At 63.5% G+C, this 26,269-nt stretch carries 19 protein-coding genes; 13 read left to right on the top strand and 6 right to left on the bottom strand.

Annotated features, from left to right (window positions below):
- Positions 1-17: 17 nt before the first annotated feature.
- From ACT7DK_RS11730 to ACT7DK_RS11710, 5 genes are all read left to right on the top strand, one after another.
- The gene (locus ACT7DK_RS11730) at positions 18-1,379 is read left to right on the top strand and encodes a family 4 glycosyl hydrolase (RefSeq protein ID WP_445399335.1); all 1,362 of its coding nucleotides are present in this window, start codon (positions 18-20) and stop codon (positions 1,377-1,379) included.
- A 295-nt stretch (positions 1,380-1,674) separates the two neighbouring features.
- Positions 1,675-2,787 (top strand): ABC transporter ATP-binding protein, encoded by a 1,113-nt coding sequence (locus tag ACT7DK_RS11725; RefSeq protein ID WP_445399333.1) that lies wholly within the window; start codon positions 1,675-1,677, stop codon positions 2,785-2,787.
- 30 nt (positions 2,788-2,817) lie between these two features.
- A complete protein-coding gene (locus ACT7DK_RS11720; RefSeq protein ID WP_445399331.1) occupies positions 2,818-4,476 on the top strand; it encodes a glycoside hydrolase family 13 protein in 1,659 nt (552 codons plus the stop codon).
- A gap of 264 nt (positions 4,477-4,740) precedes the next feature.
- The gene (locus tag ACT7DK_RS11715) at positions 4,741-6,420 is read left to right on the top strand and encodes a glycoside hydrolase family 13 protein (protein WP_445399329.1); all 1,680 of its coding nucleotides are present in this window, start codon (positions 4,741-4,743) and stop codon (positions 6,418-6,420) included.
- Between the two features lie 76 nt (positions 6,421-6,496).
- Entirely contained in the window at positions 6,497-7,117 is a 621-nt protein-coding gene (locus ACT7DK_RS11710; RefSeq protein ID WP_445399327.1) for a sugar O-acetyltransferase, read from the top strand.
- Between the two features lie 103 nt (positions 7,118-7,220).
- Here the strand turns inward: ACT7DK_RS11710 and ACT7DK_RS11705 are convergent, their stop codons facing one another.
- From ACT7DK_RS11705 to ppnP, 3 genes are all read right to left on the bottom strand, one after another.
- Complete coding sequence (locus tag ACT7DK_RS11705) at positions 7,221-8,054, bottom strand: alpha/beta hydrolase family protein (protein ID WP_445399325.1); 834 nt, start codon at positions 8,052-8,054, stop codon at positions 7,221-7,223.
- Complete coding sequence (locus tag ACT7DK_RS11700) at positions 8,042-8,233, bottom strand: hypothetical protein (RefSeq protein ID WP_445399323.1); 192 nt, start codon at positions 8,231-8,233, stop codon at positions 8,042-8,044. The genes ACT7DK_RS11705 and ACT7DK_RS11700 overlap by 13 nt, the downstream gene beginning before the upstream one ends.
- A gap of 425 nt (positions 8,234-8,658) precedes the next feature.
- A complete protein-coding gene (ppnP, locus tag ACT7DK_RS11695) occupies positions 8,659-8,973 on the bottom strand; it encodes a pyrimidine/purine nucleoside phosphorylase (protein ID WP_445399321.1) in 315 nt (104 codons plus the stop codon).
- A gap of 250 nt (positions 8,974-9,223) precedes the next feature.
- Between ppnP and glk the strand changes: the two genes are divergently transcribed.
- Both glk and ACT7DK_RS11685 read left to right on the top strand, forming a co-directional pair.
- On the top strand, positions 9,224-10,189 hold the full coding sequence (gene glk / locus ACT7DK_RS11690) for a glucokinase (protein ID WP_375055085.1): 966 nt from the start codon (positions 9,224-9,226) through the stop codon (positions 10,187-10,189).
- A 116-nt stretch (positions 10,190-10,305) separates the two neighbouring features.
- The gene (locus ACT7DK_RS11685) at positions 10,306-10,635 is read left to right on the top strand and encodes a PTS transporter subunit EIIB (protein ID WP_375055084.1); all 330 of its coding nucleotides are present in this window, start codon (positions 10,306-10,308) and stop codon (positions 10,633-10,635) included.
- Between the two features lie 39 nt (positions 10,636-10,674).
- Here ACT7DK_RS11685 and ACT7DK_RS11680 read toward each other — a convergent pair whose 3' ends face one another.
- Positions 10,675-11,706 (bottom strand): LacI family DNA-binding transcriptional regulator, encoded by a 1,032-nt coding sequence (locus tag ACT7DK_RS11680; RefSeq protein WP_445399318.1) that lies wholly within the window; start codon positions 11,704-11,706, stop codon positions 10,675-10,677.
- A gap of 242 nt (positions 11,707-11,948) precedes the next feature.
- Here ACT7DK_RS11680 and ACT7DK_RS11675 point away from each other — a divergent pair, with 242 nt between their 5' ends.
- Positions 11,949-14,633, top strand: a complete 2,685-nt coding sequence (locus ACT7DK_RS11675) for an alpha-amylase family glycosyl hydrolase (protein WP_445399316.1) — start codon at positions 11,949-11,951, stop codon at positions 14,631-14,633.
- A gap of 281 nt (positions 14,634-14,914) precedes the next feature.
- On the opposite strand, the gene ACT7DK_RS11670 is transcribed toward ACT7DK_RS11675, so the two are convergent.
- Positions 14,915-16,606, bottom strand: a complete 1,692-nt coding sequence (locus ACT7DK_RS11670) for an alpha-glucosidase (protein WP_445399314.1) — start codon at positions 16,604-16,606, stop codon at positions 14,915-14,917.
- A gap of 21 nt (positions 16,607-16,627) precedes the next feature.
- Entirely contained in the window at positions 16,628-17,758 is a 1,131-nt protein-coding gene (locus ACT7DK_RS11665; RefSeq protein ID WP_094040181.1) for an ABC transporter ATP-binding protein, read from the bottom strand.
- Between the two features lie 470 nt (positions 17,759-18,228).
- Between ACT7DK_RS11665 and malE the strand changes: the two genes are divergently transcribed.
- From malE to ovoA, 5 genes are all read left to right on the top strand, one after another.
- Entirely contained in the window at positions 18,229-19,395 is a 1,167-nt protein-coding gene (gene malE, locus ACT7DK_RS11660; RefSeq protein WP_445399311.1) for a maltose/maltodextrin ABC transporter substrate-binding protein MalE, read from the top strand.
- Positions 19,396-19,463: 68 nt separating this feature from the next.
- Positions 19,464-21,038, top strand: a complete 1,575-nt coding sequence (malF, locus tag ACT7DK_RS11655; protein ID WP_445399309.1) for a maltose ABC transporter permease MalF — start codon at positions 19,464-19,466, stop codon at positions 21,036-21,038.
- A 1-nt stretch (position 21,039) separates the two neighbouring features.
- Positions 21,040-21,930, top strand: a complete 891-nt coding sequence (gene malG / locus ACT7DK_RS11650; RefSeq protein WP_094040183.1) for a maltose ABC transporter permease MalG — start codon at positions 21,040-21,042, stop codon at positions 21,928-21,930.
- Between the two features lie 145 nt (positions 21,931-22,075).
- Complete coding sequence (locus ACT7DK_RS11645) at positions 22,076-24,001, top strand: hypothetical protein (RefSeq protein WP_094040184.1); 1,926 nt, start codon at positions 22,076-22,078, stop codon at positions 23,999-24,001.
- An 88-nt stretch (positions 24,002-24,089) separates the two neighbouring features.
- Positions 24,090-26,207 (top strand): 5-histidylcysteine sulfoxide synthase, encoded by a 2,118-nt coding sequence (gene ovoA, locus ACT7DK_RS11640; RefSeq protein WP_445399307.1) that lies wholly within the window; start codon positions 24,090-24,092, stop codon positions 26,205-26,207.
- The last annotated feature ends 62 nt before the right edge of the window (positions 26,208-26,269 follow it).

The following is a 26,269-nucleotide window of genomic DNA, read 5'->3' as shown; positions in this document are numbered from 1 at the left end:
GAACAAGGAGAAAACGAATGGCTACAAAAATCGTCCTGATCGGCGCCGGCAGCGCCCAGTTCGGCTACGGCACCCTGGGTGACATCTTCCAGAGCGCCACCCTGGCCGGCAGCGAAATCGTGCTGCACGACATCAACCCCCGCGCCCTGGCGGCCACCGAGCAGACCGCCCGCGATTTTCTCGCCGCCCGGGATCTGCCCTTTACCGTCAGCGCCACCGTGGATCGCAAGGTCGCGCTGCAGGGCGCCGACTTCGTGATCATCTCCATCGAGGTGGGCGATCGCTTCGCGCTCTGGGACCAGGACTGGCAGATCCCGCTGCAGTACGGCATCCAGCAGGTCTACGGCGAGAATGGCGGCCCCGGCGGCCTGTTCCACTCCCTGCGCATCATACCGCCGATCCTGGAGATCTGCGCCGATATCGCCGACATCTGTCCCGATGCCTGGACTTTCAACTACTCCAACCCCATGAGCCGGATCTGCACCACGGTGCACCGCCGCTTTCCGGGACTCAACTTCGTCGGCATGTGCCACGAAATCGCCTCCCTGGAGCGCTACCTGCCGGAAATGCTGGACACCCCCTTCAGCAACCTGGCGCTGCGCGCCGGCGGCCTCAACCACTTCAGCGTGCTGCTCGAAGCCAGCTATCAAGACAGCGGCAAGGACGCCTACGCCGACATCCGCGCCAAGGCGCCGGGCTATTTCGGGAAACTGCCGGGCTACAGCGACATCCTGGAATACACCCGCACCCACGGCAAGCTGGTGGACACCGAGGGCAGCACCGAGCGCGACGCCCTGGGCGGCGCCGACAGCGCCTACCCCTGGGCCGATCGTACCCTGTTCAGGGAAATCCTCGAGAAGTTCCACCACCTGCCGATCACCGGCGACAGCCACTTCGGCGAGTACATCCGCTGGGCCCATGAGGTGAGCGACCATCGCGGCATCCTCGACTTCTACACCTTCTACCGCAACTACCTGGGCCAGGTGGAGCCGGTGATCGAGCTCAAGCTCAAGGAGCGGGTGGTGCCCATCATGGAAGGCATGCTCACCGACGCCGGCTACGAGGAAGGGGCGGTCAACATCCCCAACCAGGGTTTTATCCGCCAGTTGCCCGAGTTCATGGTGGTGGAAGTGCCGGCCATCATCGACCGCAAGGGCGTGCACGGCATCCGGCTGGACATGCCGGCCGGGGTGGCGGGGCTGCTCTGCAACCAGGTGGCGGTGCACGACCTCACCGCCGAGGCGGTGCTGCAGGGCTCGCGGGATCTGGTGATCCAGGCGCTGCTGGTGGATTCGGTCAACGACAAGTGCCGCCGTATCCCGGAAATGGTGGATCTGATGATCGACCGCCAGCGGCCCTATCTGGACTACCTCAAGTAAGGCAGGGGCGGGGGCTACCACTTCAGATAGCGGAATCTCGAAGAGGACAAGGGGTGCTGCTCCCTAAAGCTCAGTATCGTCTGTTGGCGCTACCATCAGACCACAGCGGGGCCTGGAAGAGGCAACAGGGATTGCCTACACCGACCGTCACATGCCAGGGATGGCATATGCCGAGCGCCACAGGGACGTGCTTGCAGCGTGTCGGTGGAGGTGGCCCTGTTGACTCTTCGATGAGCCGTTACAGACAAGCTTTACAAAGATCGTAAACGGATTATCAAAAACAGGATGTAACAACATGGCGCAATTAACACTGGAAAAACTGCAAAAACGCTACGGCAAATCGGCCGAGGTGATCAAGTCGCTGGACTTGCAGATCAACAGCGGCGAGTTCGTGGTGTTCGTCGGCCCCTCGGGCTGCGGCAAGTCCACCCTGCTCAGGATGATAGCGGGGCTGGAGGAAATCAGTGGCGGCAGCATGTATATCGACGGCCAGTACGTCAACGACGACACCCCCGCCGAGCGCGGCATCGGCATGGTGTTCCAGTCCTATGCCCTCTACCCGCACATGAGCGTGTACCAGAACATGGCCTTCGCCCTCGAGCTGGCCGGGCATCCCAAGGAAGAGATAGACCAGAAGGTGCGCGACTCGGCCCGTATCCTGCAGCTCGAACCCCTGCTGGAGCGCAAGCCCAAGGACCTGTCCGGCGGCCAGCGCCAGCGGGTGGCCATCGGCCGCGCCATCGTGCGCGAGCCCAAGCTGTTCCTGTTCGACGAGCCCCTGTCCAACCTGGATGCCTCGCTGCGGGTGCAGATGCGCATGGAAATCGCCACCCTGCACCAGCGGCTGGGCGCCACCATCATCTACGTGACCCACGACCAGGTGGAGGCCATGACCCTGGCCGACCGTATCGTGGTGCTGAGCAAGGGCAATATCGAGCAGGTGGGCACCCCGCTCGAGCTCTACGATCACCCGGCCAACGAATTCGTGGCCCAGTTCATCGGCTCGCCCAAGATGAACCTGATCCCCGCCATCCTCAGGCGCGCCGGGGCCGAGCAGAGCCTGGTCGAGCTCGACAACGGCAAGGAACTGCTGCTGCCCATCGCCACCCCGGCCGAGGCCGAAGGCCAGAGCGTCAACCTCGGTATCCGCCCCGAGCACGTCCAATGGGGCGAGCAAGCCGAGTGCGAGTACCAGGGGGAGGTGATGTTCGTCGAGCACATGGGCAACGAGACCTACCTCTACCTCGACAACGGCAACGCCGGCGAGCCCTGGGTGGTGCGCAACGCCGAGCGTTCGCCCATAGCGGCGGGCGCCCTGGTCGGCATCCGCCTGCCGGCGGCCTGCTGCTACCTGTTCGATCGCGAGGGCCGGGCCTTCGACCGCCTGCTGCCCACCGCCCAGCATTGATTGCTTTTACTTTTTGAGACGGAACCGGACATGAACCCAGCAACAGACAAAAAATGGTGGCACGATGCCGTGGTCTACCAGATCTACCCGCGCAGCTTTATGGACGCCAACGGCGACGGCATCGGCGATCTGGCGGGCATCATCCAGCGGCTCGACTACCTGCAGCGGCTCGGCGTCAACGTCATCTGGCTGTCGCCGGTGTTCCGTTCGCCGATGGACGACAACGGCTACGATATTTCCGACTACCAGGACATCGCCCCCGAGTTCGGCACCCTGGCCGAGATGGAGCAGTTGATCGCCGAGGCCGGCCAGCGCGATATCCGCATCCTGATGGATCTGGTGGTCAACCACACCAGCGACGAACACCCCTGGTTTGTCGAGGCGCGCCGCTCCCGCGACAACCCCTACCGGGACTTCTACATCTGGCGCCAGCCGGCGGCGGACGGCGGCCCGCCCAATGACTTCCGCTCCTACTTCGGCGGCAGCGGCTGGGAATACGACGCGGCGACCGGCGAGTACTACTTCCACCAGTTTTCCCGCAAGCAGCCGGATCTGAACTGGGAGAACCCCCGGGTGCAGGCCGAGGTGCACAAGATGATGAACTGGTGGCTGGACAAGGGCATCGGCGGTTTTCGCATGGACGTGATCGACCTGATCGGCAAGGAGGTGGACGCCCAGATCATGACCAACGGCGCCCGCCTGCACCCGCTGCTGCAGGAGATGAACAAGGCCACCTTCGGCGGGCGTGACCTGCTCACCGTGGGCGAAACCTGGAGCGCCACCCCCGAGATAGCAAGGCTCTACTCGGATCCGGCGCGGGAAGAGCTGTCCATGGTGTTCCAGTTCGAGCACATCACCCAGACCTGGGACGACGAAGCAGGCAAGTGGCGCAGCCGGCCCTTCTGCCTGGCGGCGTTCAAGGCCATCACCGGCAAGTGGCAGCTGGGCCTGGCCGACAGCGGCTGGAACTCCCTGTTCTGGAACAACCACGACCTGCCCCGGGCGGTATCCAAGTTCGGCGACCCGGGGCGCTACCGGGTCGAGTCCGCCAAGATGCTGGCCACCGCCCTGCACGGCCTCAAGGGCACGCCCTATGTCTACCAGGGCGAGGAGATCGGCATGACCAATGTGCGCTTCGAGCGCATCGACCAGTACCGGGATATCGAGAGCCTCAACCTGTACCGGGAGCGCACCGCCGCCGGCGTGCCCCATCAGCAGATGCTGGCCGGCATCCACGCCAACGGCCGGGACAACGCCCGCACTCCCATGCAGTGGAGCGGCGAGGCCAACGCCGGCTTTACCCGGGGCACGCCCTGGATCGAGGTCAACCCCAACCACGACCGGATCAACGTGGCCGCCGCCCTGGACGACCCGGACTCGGTTTTCTACCACTACCAGCGGTTGATCCGCCTGCGCAAGGAACATCCGGTGCTGGTGTACGGCGACTACCAGCCGCTGCTGAGCGAGCACCCGCGGGTGTTCGCCTACCAGCGCCGGCTCGGCGACCGGCGGCTGCTGGTGCTGTGCAACTTCTTCGCCGGCCGCACCAGCCTTGCCCTGCCCGACGCGCTGCAGCAGCCGGGAGAGGTGCTGATCAGCAACTACGCCCCCCGCGATCACTGGCGCGGCGAGCTGGAGCTGCAGCCCTTTGAAGCCTTTATGGTGCTGCTGGACGAAGCGGCCGGCTGAGGCTAGCTCTGTTGCCTCTTTCAAGCCTCGCCGCCGTCTGCTTGTGTTGCCAGCAGCGCCACCGGTGCATGGAGGAGGACAAAGGGTGCTGCTCAGCCGACCTTCTGTTTCAGGGATGAAACAGAGAGCGTACAGGGAGGTATTCACAGCGTGTCGGCTGGGTAGTGCCCTTTGGCCGAGCGTTCGCACTCCATCAAGGCTCAACACAGACCGATTTTCTATCCCGGCGGCACTGGTGCCGCCCCTGAGAACAAGGACAATGCCATGACCACCACAACAAACGGCCGGCTGCAGCGCAGCTGGTGGAAGGAAGCCGTTGCCTACCAGATCTACCCGCGCAGCTTTATGGACTCCAACGGCGACGGTATTGGCGATCTGAACGGCATCCTGATGAAGCTGGACTACCTGCAGGAGCTGGGGGTGGACGTGCTCTGGCTCTGCCCCATGTACAAGTCGCCCAACGACGACAACGGCTACGACATCAGCGACTACCAGGGCATCATGGCCGAATTCGGCACCCTGGCCGACTTCGACCGGCTGCTGGAAGAAGTGCACGCCCGCGGCATGCGGCTGATCATCGACCTGGTGGTCAACCATACCAGCGACGAGCACCCCTGGTTCCTCGAGTCCCGCTCCTCCAAAGACAACCCCAAGCGCGACTGGTATGTGTGGCGCGACGGCAAAAACGGCGCCGAGCCCAACAACTGGGAGAGCATCTTCAAGGGGCCGGCCTGGCGGCGCGACGAACAGACCGGCCAGTATTTCCTGCACCTGTTCTCGAGCCGCCAGCCGGATCTGAACTGGGAAAACCCCGAGGTACGCGACGCGGTGTACGACATGATGCGCTGGTGGCTGGACAAGGGCATCGACGGCTTTCGCATCGACGCCATCAGCCACATGAAGAAAGTGCCGGGGCTGCCCGATCTGCCCAACCCGCAAGGGCTGCGCTGCGTGCCTTCCTTCGACGGCCACCTCAACGTTGAAGGCCTGCTCGACTATGTGGATGACATGTGCCGCAACACCTTTCGCCATTACGACATCATGACGGTGGGCGAGGCCAACGGGGTGTCGGCGGAGCAAGCCCTCGACTGGCTGGGCGAGGAGAACGGGCGGCTCAATATGATCTTCCAGTTTGAGCACGTCAAGCTGTGGGAAAGCAGCAACAGCGAGCCGCTGGACGTCAATGCCCTCAAGACCATTTTCAGCCGTTGGCAGACCGTGTTGGAGGGCCGGGGCTGGAACGCGCTCTACGTGGAGAACCACGATATCCCGCGCATCGTCTCCAAGTGGGGGGATACCCGGGGCTACTGGCGGGAAAGCGCCACCGCCATCGCCGCCATGTACTTCCTGATGCAGGGCACGCCCTTTATCTACCAGGGCCAGGAAATCGGCATGACCAACACCCGCTTCGACAGCCTGGCCGACTTCGACGATGTTTCGGCCAAAAACCAGTATGCCGAACTGCAGCGCCAGGGCTGGGCCGAATCCGACATACTGGCGCTGCTGTCCCGCACCGGGCGGGACAACTCGCGCACGCCCATGCAGTGGGACGCCGGCCCCCAGGCGGGCTTTACCACCGGCCAGCCCTGGCTCAAGGTCAATCCCAACTTTGATACCATCAACGTGGCCGCCCAGCAAGGCGACCCGGACTCGGTGCTCGGCTTCTACCGCGCCCTTATCCGCCTGCGCAAGGACTCTCCGGCGCTGATCTACGGCCGTTACCAACTGTTGCTGGCGGAGCATCCGCAGGTCTACGCCTATAGCCGTACCCTGGGAGAGGATCGCTGGCTGGTGCTGGTCAACCTGAGCGGCGAGCCGGCGGCGTTCGGCGCCCTGGAAGCACCGGTACGGGGCCTGACGCCGCAACTGGCCAACTATCCGCCGGCCACGGAAACAGAGGAGACCCTGCGCCCCTTCGAGGCCCGGGTATACCGGCTGGACTGAGCGTCATGGGGCGGGCATCCGGTCCGCCCCTGGCGTATCATGACCAATTGAAATTCAAATCGAATCCGGAGGAAAAATGAACCAAAAGGCACGCATGCTGGCGGGAAAACTCTATGTGGCCCAAGGGCCGGAGCTCAAGGCCGATTGCCATCGTTCGCGGCGGCTGACCCGGCTGTTCAACGCCACCACCGAAGAGCAGCAGGAGGAGCGGCTGGCGCTGCTGAAGGAGCTGTTCGCCGCCACCGGCGAGCGGCTCTACATAGAGCCGCCCTTTCGCTGTGACTACGGCGGCAACATCCAGGTCGGCGAGGGTTTCTACGCCAACTTCGACTGCATCATCCTCGACGTGTGCCGCGTCCGCATCGGCGAGCGGGTGCTGTTCGGGCCCCGGGTCTGCGTCTACACCGCCAGTCATCCCATCGACGCCGGGGTGCGCGCCGAGCTTGAACTCGGCCGCCCGGTGACCATCGGCGACGACGTCTGGGTGGGCGGCAACACGGTGATCAACCCGGGGGTGCGTATCGGCAACCGGGTGGTGATAGGCGCGGGCTCGGTGGTGACCCGGGACATTCCCGACGACGTGGTGGCCGCCGGCAACCCCTGCCGGGTCATCAGGCCGATCACCGAGGAGGACAGACGGTACTGGCAGCAACTGCGTGACCAATACCGGGCGGAAATGGAGCCGCCTGTTGGATGAGATAACACCATCGACACCGGTACTAATGCGCGACAGTAAACAGCCGGCTACCTGGAGCATGCTGGCGGCGGGCTTCAGACCCAATCCAACTTCAATCGCGCTTTCAGGGAGACTGCAGGGCAGACACCAAGTGATGACCGGCGTTCAGAAAACGGATGACGGTCGAGGCGATGTCCTCATGCAGCCTCGCGCGTGGCGCAGTCTCTCCCCGGCAGATGAACGCGTCCTCCTCCAGGATATCCTCCGCTCCCGGCTTGCATTCGCTCATGAACGAAAAGTGCGTGGCACCGATCACCTCCGCGTAGCGGCTGGTGGCGGCAGGCAGCAGGCTGCTTTGTGTGCGGCTTTCCCACTCCAGAGGCAGTGCCGGATCCTCGATCCCGGCGGTAAGCGCCAGGATCGGGATGGACAGTTCGCGCAGGCTGCCGGGGGTGAAGCCGTGGATGCCTTCCATGTCCAGCAGTACCGCCGCCGAAATGCGGCCGTCGAGTGCATCGGGCACGGCGGTTTGCTTCGTCATGCCGCCGTTGCGGAATACCGTGCAGACCATCTTATCCGTGCTGTTCCCGCAAGCGTTCTGCAGGCGGGCGGGATCGAACACACCACCGGCCAGGGTCAGCGCCGTCCAGCCGCCCAGGGAATGCCCGATCACCGCGATCCGCGCCGGATCGGTCCTTGAAGCCAAATCATCATCCGCCAGCAGCACATCCAGCACCCGGGAAACCTGACGCGGGCGTTCGGCAAGGCGCGTCGCCCAGGATGGATCCATATCGCCGAAGGTAGTGCCGGGATGGTTGAGGCTGACGACGAGGTATCCGGCTTGCGCAAGCCGCGCCGCAAGCCAGGCCTGATTGCGCCACAGGCCGCTGTAGCCATGCGAAAGCAGCGCAACGGGATGTGTGCCCGCCTGGACGGGCGCGTCTTTCACCACCCACACGCCAACGAAACCGGATTGTCCGCGATGAGCGTTGCGGGCTCGTCACGCGCCGACGGGTACCACACGACCGCCTCGATGTCCGGCACGTCGAGCGTACGGACGCCGATCGGGTGGGATGGTTCTGCCGCCAAAGTGGCGCACAGGCCGAGATACAGGAAAAGGGATGCGAAGTAGCGCATGGAGACCTCCGTTGTTGACTGAGTCCCCTGTTTCGCATGCCTTCCCCTGCCTGCGAGACCTGAAACGCGATCAAGGACGTCCTGCAGCCATGTAGCGCGGCCCGAGTATACGCGCGACCAGCCCCTTTTTGCTCCGAGAGGGGGAAAACCGTGCAATTGGGTAAAGGTGGGCAGGTGAGCGGCAGTCACCGCGACGTTTTCGCGCGTATACCCGAAAAAACATGAACCCGGCGCGTTATTCATGGGCTACCCCCTGGCGGCGGCTCGGCGAAGTGGCGGTGGCAATCCCGGAACAGGGGGCGACCTGTGATTAACATCAGAAGCTGTGTCTGGTGAGAACAGCGGAGTGGATGTGGACAGTGCTTTGGGGAGTTGAAGGGGGGATGTCCCGGGGCTAAGCCAAGGCCTGGCCCCGGGACTACGGCTTAATCGAAGTAGGAGCAGCAGTAGTCCACCAGGCTGTGGACCTTGAGCTTGAAGATGGCGTTGGCGGGCACGTTGAAGGACTCGCCGCCCTTGATGGCCTGCCAGTCGTCGCTGCCCGGCAGTTGGACGTCCAGCTCGCCGTCGAGGATTTCCATCAGCTCGGCGGCGGCGGTGTCGAAAGTGTACTCGCCCGGCAGCATGATGCCGAGGGTCTTGCGGCTGCCGTCGGCGAATTTGACCACCCGGCTGGTGACCTTGCCGCCGTCGTAGACATTAGCCTTCTTGATCACGGTTACGTTGTCGAATTGAGTCATGATACTTCCTGTAGCTATGCGAAAAAAACGGCCTCTGGTTATAGCACAAAGGCCGGGGGCATAAACGGAATTTTTATGCCGTTCTCTCCGCCCCGGCCGGCGAAGGAGGCTACCTCCTGCTGGCATAGATAAAACCTATATTGCCAGCAATAAAATCGATTTCATTTGTACCATGGCCGTCTTTATGCTGGCCCCAGTCCGAGCGGGCCCGACCCGCCATGCCACTTCTTTAATCTAGCGAGTAACGACGATGATCCAATATATCCTGGTGGGCGACGTGGGCGGCACCAATGCCCGGTTGGCCCTCTGTGAACGAGCATCGGGCGCCCTGTCCGGCATCCGCAGCTATCCCACCGCAGACTACCCCGGCCTGGAGCAGGTGATCCGACATTATCTTGCCGAACAGGGGGTGGCGGTGACCGAGGCCTGCATCGCCATCGCCTGCCCGGTGCAGGGGGATGAGGTGGTGATGACCAACCACAGCTGGCGCTTTTCCATCGCGGCCATGCGGGCCGGCCTGGGGCTGGCGCGGCTCGAGGTGATCAACGACTTTACCGCCGTGTCCATGGCGATACCGGCGCTGGCGCCGGAAGACCGTTGCCAGCTCGGGGGCGGGGAGGGGCGGCCCGGCCAGCCGGTGGCGGTGTACGGCGCCGGCACCGGCCTGGGGGTGGCCCACCTGGTGCCCTGTGGCGATACCTGGCTGAGCCTGCCCGGCGAGGGCGGCCATGTGGATCTGGCCCCGGGCAACGCCGAGGAAGAGGAGTTGCTGCGGGTACTGCGCCGGCGCTGGGCCCATGTGTCGGCGGAACGCCTGCTCTCCGGCAGCGGCCTGGTCAACCTCTATCAGGCCCTGGCCGAGTTGGTGGGCCGGTCGCCCGAGGCGCTGGCGCCCGGGCAGATCACCGAGCGCGCCCTCGGCGGTGACTGCGAGCTGTGCCGGCGGACCCTATCCCTGTTCTGCGTGCTGATGGGACGCTTCGGCGGCAACCTGGCGTTGAACCTGGGTACCTTCGGCGGCGTCTATATCGCCGGCGGCATAGTGCCGCGCTTCTTCGACTTTTTCCGCGATTCCGGCTTCAGGGCGGCGTTCGAGGACAAGGGCCGCTTCAGTGACTACCTGGCCGCCGTCCCCGTTTTCCTCATCACCCACCCGCATCCGGGGCTGCTGGGGGCGGGGGCCTATCTGCGCCAGCAGTTGGGGATGCGGCTCTAACGGTAGGCTGAGGTCGTTCACTCAATCAGCGTTTTGTCTGTCCTGGATGATGGGGTAGTATATGCTATATTTAAAGCGCTTTAATTTTTGAGAGCTGCCATTACCGAGGAGTCAACATGAACCAAGAATCCATTGCCGCCGAACTGCTGGACGCCATGGGCGGGGCCGACAACCTGGCCCGGCTCTCTTACTGCGCCACCCGGCTGCGGGCGGATATCCATGATGAGACCCGCTTCGACAAGAGCCGTATCGAGCGGCTGGCGCCGATCGTTGCGGTGATCGAAGGTGGTGTGCTCGGGCAGCACAAGGCCTATCAGCTGGTAGTGGGGGCGGGGAAGGCCCAAGCCTTGTACGAGACCCTGGTCAAGGCCGGCCGGCTTGAACAGAGCGAAGAGCGCGGCTTGCTGAAAGGGTTGGGCCGGCGTCTGTTCGGCAGTCGGGACTGAGTTCGACCGACCGGCGCGCTTGTCGCGCCGGTTTCGGGGTCAGGAGCGGGGGCAAGGTCCGCAGGAACGGCGCACGATCAGCTCCACCGGTACCACGGTCTGCAGGGACTGGGGATCGGCACCGTCGAGCAGCGCCACCATCATCTCGGCCAGGGGCCGGCAGGCGTCCATAAAGGGCGAGCGGGTGACCGTGAGCGGCGGATCGAAATGGTCGGTGCGCAGGAAGGACACCACATCGTCGTGGGCGATCACCGACAGTTCCTTGCCGATGGTGATACCCAGTTCTCCGGCGGCCCGGTAGACGCCCAGTGCCTGGGTGGCCGAGGCGCAGATAATGGCGCTCGGCACGGGCCGGGAGGGATCCCCCAGCCAGCTCAGGGCCTGCAGATAACCGTCGTCGTCGGTGGTGCCGGTATTGACGCTCCAGACATCGGGCGGCGCCAGGCCCTGCTGTTGCAGGCGGTCGTGAAAGGCGCGGGCCCGCTCGGCGGTAAAGGCCAACTGGGCCGGGCCGTTGAGCAGGGCGATACGTTGGTGTCCCAGGGCGAGCAACAGCTCGGTCGCCTGGTTGATGGCGTCGTAGTTGTCGATGTCGTAGTAGGGATAGTCGACCTGGCTGGCCGAACGCCCGTGCATCACGAAGGGAAAGCCCTGTTTTTGCAAAAAGGCGACCCGTTCGTCTTCGAGCTCCGGGCTGTTGAGGATAAGGCCGTCCACCGCCCGGCCGGCCACAAAGCGCTTGAACGAGTCCAGCGCGTTGCCCTGGCGGGCCGAATTGATCAGCAGATCGTAGCCGGCGTTGCCCAGGTGGTGGCTTATTTCTGCAATCATCTGCACGTATTCCGGGGCGTTCACCAGTTCGTCGCAGGACCTGAGCACTATGCCCACCATGCCGGATTTGCCGGTGGCCAGCTTGCGGGCGCCCAGGTTGGGAAGATAGTTGAGCTTTCTGGAGGCCTCCACGACCCTGTGGCGGGTTTTTTCGTTGACTTCGGGGTAGCCGTTCAGGGCCCGGCTCACCGTCGCTTGCGACAGCCCCAGATGTTCGGCCAGATCCTTTAAGGTGACCACCCGTGTCTCTCCTCTTGCTTGTAAGCGCTTCAATTAAGTATGCCGTTACCGGCCGGTAACAACAGCACAATATCACCATTTTAACGGGATAGATCAACCAAAAGGCGGAGTAGGTCACAGATTTTGCATCGGGCAACGCGGCTGCCTTGCATTGATGTTTTAAAGCGCTTTAATTTTGTGCCGGGTATCACCCCTTCTTCGGCCCCCGGGCCGGCACTTCCATCATCTATAGGGACCAGCAGATGAATCGCACCATACTGGCCATGGCTCTGGGCGCCATCATGACCGCACCCGCCCTGGCGGACTCCCAGCCTCGCACCCTGTTCGACATTCCGCGTCACGACATCGAGGACGAAGTGTTCTACTTCGTGCTGCCGGACCGGTTTCATGACGGCAATCCGGACAATAATGAGGGTGATCCAAGTGACCCTCATGCCTCCGGTGGCTATGATCCCACCGACAAGGGCATGTTCCATGGTGGCGACATTGCCGGTCTGCAGCAGAAGCTCGACTACCTGGAGGGGCTGGGGATCACCGCCATCTGGCTGACGCCCATCCTCAAGAACAAGGCGGTACAGGGCGACACGGCCGGCTACCATGGCTACTGGACTCTGGACTTCACCCGTCTGGATCCCCATTTCGGCAACAATGAGGAGATGAAGGACTTTATCGCCGCCGCTCACGAACGCGGCATCAAGGTATTCTTCGACATCATCGTCAACCACACCGCCGACGTGATCAAATACCGTGAATGCCACCGGGAGGACGGCGCCCACCTGGCTGGACTGGACCGGTGCGACTACCGCTCCCGGGAGCGGGTGGCGGCCGGGGAGGGCTATACCCCCTTTATCCCGGTGGGAGAGGAGAACGCCAAGGTGCCGGCCTGGCTCAACGATCCCCGGTTCTACCATAACCAGGGCGATTCCAGCTTTTCCGGCGAGGACAGCCTCTACGGCGATTTCTTCGGGCTGGATGATCTGGACACCGGCAACCCCGAGGTGGTGGCCGGGTTGATCGATATCTTCACCGGGCTGATCGACGAATGGCGTCCCGACGGCTTCCGCCTCGATACCGTCAAGCACGTGGATGCCGACTTCTGGCGGGCCTTCGCCCCGGCCGTGCTGGACCATGCCCGTGACAGCGCCGGCATCGCCCATTTCACCATGTTCGGCGAGGTGTTCAGCAGCGATCCGCGTGAGCTCAGTTTCTACACCCGCAGCGCCGGCATTCCCACCGTGCTCGACTTCGGCTTCCAGGCCGCCGCCGGTGCTGCCCTGGCCGGTCAGAGCGGTGCCGAGGCCCTGACGGCCCTGTTCGAGCAGGATGACCGCTACAACCATGCCGGCGGCTCCGCCAACCAGCTGCTGAATTTCCTCGGCAACCACGATATCGGCCGCTTCGGCCATTTCCTGCAGGCGGGCGGAGAGCAGGACGACGCCAAGCTGCTGGCCCGCTACCGCCTGGCCAACGCCCTGCTGTTCTTCAGCCGGGGTGTGCCGGTGATCTACTACGGGGACGAGCAGGGCTTTACCGGCGAAGGCGGTGACAAGGATGCCCGCCAGAATATGTTTCCCTCCCGGGTGGCCAGCTACAATGCGGGCCGGCTGATCGGCACCACTGCCACCACCGCCGACGACAACTTCGATCCCACCCATCCCCTGTACCGAAATATCGCCGAGCTGAGCGAGTTGTATCGTGACCATCCGGTGTTGCGCCGCGGCATCCAGATAGCCCGACCCAACAGTGACGACAGCAACAGGGTGCTGACCTTCTCGCGGGTGGATCTGGCCGAGGGAGTCGAGTACCTGCTGGCCTTCAACCTGGGCGACGAGACCCGGAGCCTGACCTTGCCGTCGGCCGGCGACTACCGGCCGATAACGGGCGAGGCCGGGCTCCAGGCCGGCGAGGGTGAGCTGCAACTGACCCTGGCGCCGCTGCAGTTCGCCATCCTGAAGGCCGAGGGCATAGCCCCTTCGCCGGTGGCGAAGCCGGTGCTGAGCGGGGTGGCGCCGGGGGCCCGTACCTCGGGTCTGCTGGAGCTGGAGGTCACGGCCGAGGCACTGGCCGGGCAGGCTCTGCCCCAGTACCAGGTGCGCTTCGAGGCCAGCCTCGACGGCGGCGACTTCGAGACCCTGGCGGTGGACAACAACGCCCCGTACCGCCTCTACTGGGACACCGGCGCCCTGGCCGCGGGCACCGAGGTGACCCTGCGTGCCAGCATGAGCAACCTGGTGGCGCCGCCGCGCCAGGTCGAGGTGTCCTTTGCGCTGGATGATCGCTCGCCCCGGCTCGAGCTGAGCTACGCCAACCCCCGGGAGCTGCCCGATCTGCTGCTGTACGACGAGGAGGGCGGCATGACCCTGCTGCAGGATGCCGATGCCGCCACGCCGGGATTCCAGGCCGATATCGACTGGGGGGACGCAAACCGGCGCACCCTGGTGTTTGCCCGCCTTGAGCGGGATGGAGGCGACTCGGTGCTGGAGCAGCCGCTGATACTCGAGCGGGAGCAGGTGATGGGGGTAAGCCGGGAGAATGACCAGGGTGAACTGGTGGCCCCGCTCCGGCTGGAGGGCGCGCCCAGGCCCCTGCTCGAGCTGGTGCCGGAGCCCCTGGCCGCCGAGCTGCACTTCCGGGGCGGCGCCAACGACTGGGGACTGAGCCCGCTTGCGGCGGTGGCTCCCGGCACCTACGCCGGCAAGATCCGGGCCCGGGCCGGGGTGAGCGAGTTCAAGTTCGCCGACGCCAGCTGGGGGGTGATCAACCTGGGCGCGCCACTTACCGCCACCGGCCTGAGCGCGGGCGGCAACCCGGGCAACCTGCGCCACCGCTTCGCGCAAGACGGCGACCACGATGTGACCCTGTGGCGGGCCCGGGATCCGGACGGGGTCGAATATTACCTGCCGTTGCTGGAGCCGGCGGCAGAATAACCAAATAACCAACAAGGGCGCCGCGGCGCCCTTTCAGTTTGTTGACCAGTCCACCATCCGATTTTTCCCCTGCTATTTCCCCGTCAATACTGGCGTTTAACCGTCGTCACCAGGAGTGACGAAGTCAAAAGCGGGAGTAATGCCTACCGTCCTGCCCGCGCAGGCGGGCATCCAGGGCAAGGGGCGCTACTCCCCATGCCCCATTGCTTCTGCAGAGTGTGGATGGACTCCCGCCTTCGCGGGAGTGACGTGTGGGAGTTACAGGATATGGGGGGAGGGGATCAGTCGTTCAGCCGGTAAACCCGGGCTTCGAAGGGGCGCAGATCCAGGGTGTCGCCGGTCGGGTGCGGTGCGACCGGGTAGTTGGCCAGGGCCAGTCGCTCATGATGCAGCGGCCAGGGCAACCGCCGCCGCTCTGCCGGCCGGTTGCTCAGGTTGACCAGCACCAGCCAGTGCTGGCCGTCGAGCAGGCGGCTGTAGGCGTACACCTGGGAGTCCGACTCCAGCTCCAGCCGGTAGCGGCCGTAGATCAGGGCCGGCTCGGCCTTGCGCAGGCGGATCAACTGGCGGTAGAAACCGAGTACCGAGTCCGAGTCGCGCCACTGGGACGCCACGTTGATGGTTTCGAAATTCGGGTTGAGCGCCAGCCACGAGCGATCAGTGGTAAAGCCCGCCCCGGGGCCGGCGTCCCACTGCATGGGGGTGCGGGCATTGTCCCGGCTGGTCTGCGACAGGGTCCGGATGATCTCGGCGTCATCCACGCCCTGTTGCTTCATCTGGACATACTGGTTTTTGGCGGCCACGTCGTTGAAATCGTCGAGGCTCCCGAACGTGGTGTTGGTCATGCCGATTTCCTGACCCTGGTAGATAAAGGGCGTACCCTGCATCAGGAAATAGAGGCTGGCGATGGCGGTGGCACTCTGGTACCAATAGTGCTCGGCGTCACCCCATTTGGAGATGATGCGGGGCACGTCATGGTTCTCCACGAAGAGCGCATTCCAGCCAAAACCTTCCACTCCCGTCTGCCAGCGACCGAAGGCCTGCTTGATCTGTGACAGGTCCAGGCCCGCCGCCTCATCTTCCGCCCACAGCCCCACATGGTCGAAGGCGAAGATCATGTCCAGCCGCTGGTGCCGTTCGCCTATCCAGTCTTCTGCCTGGGCCGGTGATACGCCGTTGGCTTCGCCCACCGTCATGACGTCGTAACGGTTGAAGGTTTCCCGGCACATCTCGTCCAGGTGCTCGATAATGCCGTCGACGTTCATCATCTTGTCCCAGGCGGCACCATAGGCCTGGCCTTCCAGGGCAGGGACGTCGCTCAGGCCGGCTTCCTTCTTGATATGGCTGATGGCGTCGAGGCGAAAACCGTCGATGCCCTTGTCCAGCCACCAGCGTACCATCTCGTAGATGGCGTCGCGTACCTCGGGGTTTTCCCAGTTCAGATCCGGCTGCTTGCGGGAAAACAGATGCAGGTAATATTGCTCTGTGGTCTGGTCATATTCCCAGGCCGAACCCTTGAAGATGCTCTCCCAGTTGTTGGGCTCGGCGCCATTTTTGCCGTCGCGCCAGATATACCAGTCGCGCTTGGGGTTGCCGCGGGAAGAGCGGGACTCGATAAACCAGGGGTGCTCGTCGCTGCTGTGGTTGACCACCAGGTCGAGGATGAGCTTCATGCCACGGGCGTGCACCTCGGCCAGCAGCCGGTCGAAGTCGGCCATGGTGCCGAACTCGGCCATTATGCCTTGGTAGTCACTGATGTCGTAGCCGTTGTCGTCGTTGGGGGACGGATACATGGGACAGATCCAGATCACATCGATGCCGAGATCCTGGAGGTAGTCCAGCCTGGCGGTGATGCCGTTCAGATCGCCGATGCCGTCGCCATTGGAGTCCATAAAGCTGCGCGGGTAGATCTGGTAGGCCACGGCTTCTTTCCACCAGTGGCGGGTGACGGAGGTAGGGGGTTGCCCGGGCATAAAAATCCTCGTTGATTCAGGTTACTTGATCAGTAGTTCGGTCTGGGGATCGAAATAGCAGACATGATCCATCTCGGCGGCCAGGGCCAGCGGCTCGCCTTCCGCGACGCGGCTCCGGCCACCGAGGCGGGCGTTGAGCCTGTGCTCTCCGGCTTGCAGTTGCACAAAGGTATCGGAGCCGGAGGACTCGACATTGGCTACCGGCAGGTGGATGGCGTGATCGTGTCGCGCTTCGCGGTAGGGATGCAGCGCCTCGGGACGCAGGCCTACCACTACTTCCTTGTCCTGGTAGTCACGCAGCCGTTCGGTGGCGCGACTATCCACCAGGGTAAAGCCGTTTGGACCGCACACCTCGAGGAGGACGCCGGCATCGCTGAGCTCGACCCGGGCGGGCAGCAGGTTCATCGGCGGGGTGCCCATAAAGTTGGCCACGAACATGTTGGCCGGTTCGTCGTAGATTTGCTGTGGGGTCCCCACCTGCTGGATATGGCCGTCGCGCAGTACCACTATCTTGGTGCCCAGGGTCATGGCTTCTATCTGATCGTGGGTCACATAGACGATGGAAGCGTTGGTCTGTTTGTGCAGATGGTGGATCTCGGCGCGCATCTCCACCCGCAGCTTGGCATCCAGGTTGGAGAGGGGCTCGTCGAACAGGAACAGCACCGGCTCCCGCACCAGTGCCCGGCCCATGGCCACCCGTTGCCGCTGGCCGCCACTGAGCTGCGATGGCTTGCGATCGAGCAGGTGATCGATTTGCAGCATTTGCGCCACCTCCCGGGTCTTGCGCTGCTGCTCTTCCTTCGGAACCTTGCGGATTTTCATGCCGAAGGCGATGTTTTCCGCCACCGTCATGGTGGGATAGAGGGCATAGGACTGGAACACCATGGCGATATCCCGATCCCGGGGCGGTACCCGGGTGACATCGCGTCCATCGATCAGGATCTGGCCGCCGGTTGCCTCTTCCAGCCCGGCGATGCAGTTGAGCAGGGTGGACTTGCCGCAGCCCGAGGGACCGACCAGCACCAGGAAGTCTCCCTCGTCCATGTCTACCGACACGGACTTGAGGATGTCGGCACCGCCGTAGCTCTTGATCAGGGCATTGACCGACAGCACTTTGTGGGCCTGCTCCTGTTGGATTGCTGTGTTCACCATCTGTTGCTCCATTATGCCAAGGACACCCGCGACGCGATTTCTGTTGCAAAAGCCATCTGAGCGCCTTGCTTTCCTGAAATTTAAAACGCTTTGAAGTTAACCCAACTGGACGAAGAAGCAACCATCATATCGGTGACTTGTGACCGGGATCTAACTTTGGTGGGGGAAATGGCAGAGACAGTCCCCGGTTTAATCGTAATTTAATTCCCTATTGTGAAATTTAATGACGTTTTTGTTGGTTGTTTTGTGATGTGAGTTGCTGTTTATGGCGGGTAACACTGTTATTTGATGTAAATTTTGCGTTGGATCACACAATGATAGGCCGATGGGGGATCTATCTTGCATCTCCGATTGAAAGCGCTTTAAATAAAATCATTCGCCGCTTCCCCCTTGCCTGGGGCTGCGAGCGTATTGTCATTGGTCTGCCAGGCAGGAGTCTGGGTCAAACTATAGTATGGGAAGGTACAACCATGATGAAGTTTAGGGTGAAACTGCTTGCCGGCCTGCTTGCCGGGACGATGTCCGGCCCGGTGCTGGCTTTTGAACAGGACAAGCTGGTGATCTGGAGTGGCAGCACCAACAGGGGGGTGGCCGCCGTGGCCCAGCAGTTCACCGACGAGCTGGGCATCGAGGTGGTGGTGGAGCATCCCGAGCCGGTTACCGACAAGTTCCAGCAGTCCGCCGCCAATGGCCAGGGACCGGACATCATCCTCTGGGCCCATGACCGCTTCGGCGAATGGGGTAACGGCGGCCTGCTCACGCCGGTGGAGCCGAGCCAGGAGATCAGGGAGCGGATGTTCGACTTCAGCTGGGATGCCCTTACGCTCAACGGACGCACCTGGGGCTACCCACTCACCATAGAGGCGGTTGGCCTTATCTACAACAAGGATCTGCTGCCTGAGCCGCCGAGTTCCTTTGAACAGTTGTTCGATCTCAAGCTGGCCGATGGCGTCAAGACCATCATGTGGGATTACAACAACGCCTACTTCTCCATGCCGCTGCTGATGGCCAACGGCGGCTATGTGTTCAAGCAGGAGAACGGCGTCTATGATGCCCGTGATGTGGGGGTCAACAATGAGGGTGCGGTCAAGGGCGCCAGAATGATAAAACGGCTGATCGACGAAAAAGTGATGCCGGTCGGGGCCGATTACAACGTGATGGACACCGCCTTCAACAAGGGCGAACTGGCCATGATGATCAACGGCCCCTGGGCCTGGGACAACCTCAAGGCCACCGGCATCAACTTCGGCGTGGCGCCCCTGCCCACCATCGAGGGCCAGTCGCCCAGATCCTTTATCGGGGTGATCTCCGCCGGCATCAACGCCGCCAGCCCGAACAAGGATCTGGCGGTGGAATTCATCGAGAACTACCTGCTGACCGAAGCCGGCCTGGCCGGGCTGAACGAGGCGGTGGCCCTGGGTGCGGTGGCGCACAAGGCCTACTCACAAGTGTTGTCCCGGGATCCGAACGTGGCGGCCACCCAGCAGATCGCGGCCCAGGGCGTGCCCATGCCCGGCATTCCCGAAACCGGCAAGTTCTGGGCGGCGATGAACCCGGCGCTGCAGAACATCACCGGCGGCCAGCAGACGGTGGAGAAGGCGCTGGATGACGCCGCCACCCGGATGCTGGCGAAATAATGGCCATGCCGGCACCTTGGGTGCCGGCAGCCTGTAGCAACGATCACAATGTATTTTTGGAGGCTGGCATGAGTTCGCCGACGGTCTATGCGGAACCGGTGATGGGGGTTGAGAAGCCGTCGCGGTGGTCCCTGGCCAACATGGTCAAATTGAGTGTGCTCGGGGTGGTGTCGCTGGCACTGCTGTACGCGGTGTGGAGCCTGTACCTGGCCGGCGAGCCGCTGTTCGCGGTGCTGGTGATGGCGGTGCTGGTGGGCTTTGCCCTGATCTACGGCAACCGGCGTTTCTACACCGCCCGCTTCGTGTTTCCGGCGGTGGTGACGGTGGGGTTGTTTATCGCCTTTCCGGTGATCTACACCAGCTACGTCGGCTTCACCAACTACAGCGCCAGCAACCTGCTGTCTTTCCACCGGGTCAACGACATTCACCTGTCCCAGGTGACGGTGGACAAGAGCAGCGAGCGCCCCTTCTTCCTGCTGCCGGTCGAGGGCGGTTACCGGCTGGTGCTGCGTGGTGCCGACGGCGATCTGATAAGCGACCCCTTCGTCGCCGATGGCCAGCCCCAGCGGTTGCCGATGCAGGCAAGCGGGGAACTGGCGGCGCGGGCCGACGCCTTTCTGCCGGCCCGCGACCTGGTGCGCCTGCGCGGCGAGCTGGGCGCCATCACCGCCCTGCTGCCCGACGGCCAGCGCCTGACCACCTCCGGTATCCGCACCATGGCCCATGTCCAGCCCGTGTTCGAAGAACTCGAGGACGGCCAGCTGCGCAACCGGCTCGACGGCGGCATACTGGTGGCGGATCACTCGGTGGGCTTCTACCGGGACGAAGCGGGCAACCAGGTGGCCCCCGGCTGGCGGGTCAACGTGGGCCTGGACAACTTCAAGCGCATCCTGTTCTCCGAGGGCATCCGCGGCCCCATGCTGGAAATCTTTATCTGGACGGTCGCCTTCGCCCTGCTGTCGGTGCTGTTCACCTTCGGGGTAGGGGTGCTGCTGGCGGTGATACTGCAGTGGGAGCACCTGCGCTTTCGCGGCCTGTACCGCATCCTGCTGATTTTGCCCTATGCGGTGCCGGGCTTTATTTCCATCCTGGTGTTCCGCGGCCTGTTCAACCAGAACTTCGGCGAAATCAACATGATCCTGGAGGCGGTGTTCGGCATCCGGCCCGAGTGGTTCACCAATCCGACCCTGGCCCGCGCCATGACCATTATCGTCAACACCTGGCTGGGCTATCCCTACATGATGCTGCTGGCCATGGGTTACCTGCAGTCGGTGCCCGGCGATCACGCCAAGGCCGCGGCCCTGGAAGGAGCCAGCCCGGTGCGCAGCTTCTTCTCCATCACCCTGCCGCAGATTTTGCCGCCCTTCGCGCCCATGCTGATCTCGGCCTTCGCCTTCAACTTCAACAACCTGGTGCTGATCCTGCTGCTCACCCGGGGCCTGCCGGACATTCCGGGCACCCTGATCCCGGCCGGCTCCACCGACCTGCTGGCGTCCTTCACCTATCGCATCAGCTTTATGGACTCGGGCCAGAACTTCGGCCTGGCCGGCGCCATCGCCACCCTGATCTTCTTCATCGTCGGGGCCATGGCCTATGCCAACTTCGTGGCACTGCGCCGTGCCGTGGCCGCCAAGGGGAAATAACATGATCGTCGAATATCCACGCAACCTGCTGCTTCGTAAAATCCTGGCCCACGGCTTCCTTTGGATTTTCCTGCTGCTGATCCTGTTTCCGTTCGTGATGATACTGTCCATCTCCTTCCGGGAGGGCAATTTCGCCACCGGCAGCATCTTTCCCGAACAGCCCACCCTGGAACACTGGGCGCTGGCCCTGGGGCTGGATTACCAGCGGGCCGACGGCACCCTGGTGACGCCGCCCTTTCCGGTGTTGCTGTGGCTGTGGAACTCGGTCAAGGTCGGCACCATCGCCTCCCTGGGGGTGCTGGTGGTGTCCACCATCGCCGCCTATTCCTTCTCGCGGATGAAGTTCCGCGGCAAGGGCGGCCTGCTGGACTCGCTGCTGCTGATCCAGATGTTCCCCAGTGCCCTGGCGGTGGTGGCGCTCTACGCCATCTTCGACGCCCTGGGCAAGGTGACGCCCATCCTCGGCATCGACAGCCACTGGTCGCTGATCCTCTGCTACCTGAGCGGGGTGACCATGAACATCTGGATCATCAAGGGCTATTTCGATGCCATCGATCCGGCCCTGGACAAGGCCACCCAGATCGACGGCGCCACCCCCTGGCAGACCTTCCGCCATGTGTTCCTGCCGCTGGCGGTGCCCATACTGGCGGTGGTGTTCGTGCTGGCCTTTATCGGTACCGTCACCGATTACCCCCTGGCCTCGGTGCTGCTGCGCAAGACCGAGCAGATGACCCTGGCGGTGGGCGCGCGCCAGTACCTGGTGGATCACAAGTACCTGTGGGGCGACTTCGCCGCCGCCGCCATCCTGTCGGGGCTGCCGATCACCCTGATGTTCCTGCTGGCCCAGCGCTACCTGGTGTCCGGCCTGTCCGACGGCGGCGTCAAGGGCTAGCCGAGGTCGGGAAGGTCCCGACGGTTCCCTGTCGCCATCCGGCGGCGGGGAACCGTCAGGCGCTATGCTGTTCTCAGGATCCCTGTTTTTCGCCCGGTGGTGCCGGGCGTGTCTGTTGTTTGTGTGTTCAGGCTAAGGAGAGCCTATGCCCCTGTTATTGTCCTGCCGCCCGGGATTGCCCTTTCCCCTCGGAGCCCGCTGTGGTGGGGATGGGGTGAATTTTGCCGTCTACGCTCCGGACGACCCCAGCCTGCGTCTGGTGCTGGAAAACCCGCAGAAGCACCGCTTCTGGCTGCCGCTGACCGACTGCCACAAGGGCGTCCGCCATCTGTTCGTGCCCGGAGTGGACCGGCACTGGCGATACTGCTACCAGAGCGGGCGAGGCAGCCGGCCCCGCTACCTGCTCGATCCCTATGCCACCCAGCTGTCGGAGTTGCCGTTTTTCGCCCATCCCTACGACGCCGGCTTCGACTGGCAAGGGGTTGGCTCCCCCCGGCACGACTGGCACGAGACGGTGATTGCAGAAGTGCACGTCAAGGGTTTTACACATCGTCATCCGGCCGTGCCGATCGAGCAGCGGGGTCGCTACGCCGGCCTTTGTCATCCCGGAGTGATCAGGCAGCTGAAAGAGACCGGCATCACGGCGGTGCAGCTGATGCCGGTGGCGGAATGGCGGGACGAGCCCGAACTGCCGCCGCTTGGCCTGACCAATTACTGGGGCTATAACCCGCTGGCGCCCTTTTCACCCAGCCGGCGTTACGCCCGGCAGGATCCGGTGAATGAGTTCAAGACCCTGGTGCGCGAGCTGCACCGTGCCGGCATCGAGGTGATCCTGGATCTGGTACTCGGCCATACCGCCGAAGGCGGGGAAGAGGGGCCGGTATGGCACTGGAAACACCTCTGTCCCGACTATTACCTGCGCGATCAGGATGGCCTGCTCGCCAACTACAGCGGTTGTGGTAATACGGTGGATCTGCGCCACCCCGCCGCCCTGCGCCAGGTGATGGACTGCCTGCGGTTCTGGGCGGAGGAATTCCGGGTTGACGGCTTTCGCATCGGTATGGCGACCACGCTGGGACGGGAGGGGGAGCACTTCGCCGAGTCTTCGCCCTTTTTCCGGGCGCTGGCGCAGGATCCGGTGCTGCAGCGTTGCAAGCTGATCGCCGAACCCCGGGACAGGGGCCCCCACGGTGACCAGTCGGGGCGCTTTCCCGATGATTTCGCCGAAGGCAATGACCGTTTCCGCGACGGCATTACCGGCTTTTGGCGCGGGGACAAGGTAGCGCCGGCGGAGCTCGCCCACTGTCTGACCGGGTCGCGTGGTCGGTTCAGCGAACAGCGCTGGCCGGCACTCCTGCCTGTGAATTATATCTGCAGCCACGACGGCCCCACCCTGGTGGATCTGGTCGGCGGCCCTGGCCGGGGCGGGCAGGGACAGGCCGCCGGGGACGACGTCGTGGCGTTCCGGCGACAATGCAACCTGCTGGCCTGCCTGCTGCTGTCCTTTGGGGTACCGCACCTGCTGGGTTCGGATCTGGCCGCGCACAGCCAGCGCGGCAACGTCAATGCCTACGATCAGGACAATGTCGTCGGCTGGCTGGACTGGGGAGCGGATCCCGAGGGGCGGCTACGTACCGTTATTTCCCGGCTGGCCGCCTTGCGCCGGCAGTGGATCATCCCGCTGCAGCAACGCATGAGTTATGCTTCTCCCCAGACCTCCTATCCGGATATGCACTGGCTGCGTCCAGACGGTGAAGCCATGGAAGAAGTGGAGCGGCGAGAGCCGGGGCTGCGCAGCCTGCAACTGCTGATTTCCGAACCCAGCTTGGGCTCGGTGCTGTGGCAACTCAATCGCGGTGACCGGGCCGAGTATCATCGCCTGCCCGGTCGTACCCCCTGGCGTCTGGCACTGGACAGTGCCAGGCCGGGTATCGAGCTGTCGGACGAAGGCGGATCTCACCTGGTGGCGGCGCACAGCCTTCGCTTCTGGGTGCAGCCTCCGGTGGCCGGTGACGGCCTGGCCGGGCCCGATGGTGCGGCCATGGCACGGCTTACCCGGTGGGGGGAATGAACCTGGCCGGAAAACAACGGGGCTTTTGCTTCTCATCGCCCGGCTAACCGGGTAACGTAAAGCAAAAACACCTTGTCGGGGATCTTCCATGGAACTACTTGCAGAGGCAGTCACCAGAACCATTCTACTGACCGGGGACTCGGTGGAGCGAAAGCGGGAAGAGGTCAGGACCTATTTTCACCGGACCTTCAGTCTGTACGAATCCCTGTTCGACTGTATCAACAGCGACGACGCCTATTACCTGCGGCCGGAGCCGCTGCGCCATCCGCTCATCTTCTATTTCGGCCATACGGCGGTGTTTTTTATCAACAAACTGGTGCTGGGCAAGTACCTGGACCGGCGGCTGGACGAGCGGCTGGAGTCGATGTTTGCCATCGGCGTGGACGAGATGTCCTGGGACGATCTGAACGACGCCCACTACGACTGGCCCTCGGTGGCGCACACCCGGGATTACCGCCGGCGGGTGCGCGAGCGGGTGGACGCCTTTATCGACGAGATGCCGCTCAGCCTGCCCATCACCCCCGACTCTCCGGCCTGGATAGTGCTGATGGGCATAGAGCACGAGCGTATCCACCTGGAGACCTCGTCGGTGATCCTGCGCATGCTGTCGCTCGACTGGTTGCAACCCCATCCGCTCTGGTCTTCGGCCTGTCCCGAAGCGGGCCCGGCGCCGGAAAACGGCCTGCTGCCGGTGGCCGGCGACACCCTGACCTTGGGCAAGCCGGACTCCGCCGCCAGCTACGGCTGGGACAACGAGTACGGCCGCAAGACGGTGGTGGTGCAGCCGTTCCGGGTCGCCCGCTACCTGGTGTCCAACGGGGAATACCTGCGTTTCGTGCAGGCCGGCGGCTACCGAAGCCCGGAGTACTGGACCGAGGAGGGCCGGCAGTGGCTCGCCTTCAGCCGGGCCGCCATGCCCCGCTTCTGGTGTGAACGTCATGGCGAATACTACCAGCGCAACCTGCTGCAGGAGGTGCCATTGCCGCTGGACTGGCCGGTGGAGGTCAATTATCTCGAGGCCAAGGCCTTCTGCAACTGGAAGGCGGCCCAGGCCGGCACCCATGTGCGGTTGCCCACCGAGGCCGAGTGGACCCTGCTGCGCAACCGGCTCGACACCGACCAGCCGGGCTGGGGACGGGCGCCGGGCAACATCAACCTGGAATACTTCGCCTCGTCCTGTCCGGTGGACCGCTTCGCGGTGGACGGCATCCACGATCTGGTCGGCAACGTCTGGCAGTGGACCGAAACCCCCATCGACGGCTTTCCCGGCTTCGAGGTGCATCCGCTCTACGACGACTTTTCCACCCCCACCTTCGACAACCGTCACAACCTGATCAAGGGCGGCTCCTGGATCTCGACCGGCAACGAGGCCACCCGTTATTCCCGCTATGCTTTCCGCCGGCATTTCTTCCAGCATGCCGGCTTTCGTTACATTGAATCAGACTATGCAGAGGTGCCCGTGGAACCCGTGAATACCTATGAAACCGACGAACTGGTGGCCCAGTACCTGGAGTTCCACTACGGGGCCGAATACTTCGGCGTGGCCAACTATCCGGTGGCCTGCGTGCGCACCCTGCTGGCGCGTCTGCCCGGGCTCGACAAGGGCAGGGCGCTGGATCTGGGTTGCTCGGTGGGCCGGGCCAGCTTCGAGCTGGCGCTGCACTTCGGGGCGGTGGATGGCATCGACTTTTCCGCCCGTTTTATCCAGCACGGCTTCCAGTTGAAGGAGAGCGGCCAGACCCGCTTCGCCATTCCCACCGAGGGCGAACTGGTGGAATTTAAAGAGACCAGCCTGCACGTCCTGGGCTACGCCGAGGTGGCCCACAAGGTGGAGTTCGTGCAGGGCGATGCCTGTAACCTGAAAGCCCGTTTCGGCGGCTACGATCTCGTCTTCTGTGGCAACCTGATTGACCGGCTCTACGATCCCAGCCTGTTCCTCGGCCAGGTGCACGAGCGGCTCAACCCCGGTGGCTGCCTGGTGCTGACCTCGCCCTACACCTGGCTGGAGGACTACACCCCCAAGGCCAAGTGGCTGGGCGGCATCAAGGTCAACGGCGAGAACTTCACCACCCTGGACGGTCTTAAGGCGTTACTGGGCGGGCGTTTCGAGCTGGTGGGCCAGGAAGACATTCCCTTCGTGATCCGTGAAACCCGTCGCAAGTTCCAGCATAGCCTGGCGGAAATGACCCTGTGGAAACTGAAGTAAGAAAAACGGAGACCGGTGCTCTGGTCTCCTCGGATAAAGAGACAGTCGGTCGCTGATCGGCT

The sequence above is a fragment of the Zobellella sp. An-6 genome (genome assembly GCF_052487945.1).
This window is presented reverse-complemented; position numbering and strand designations above follow the sequence as displayed.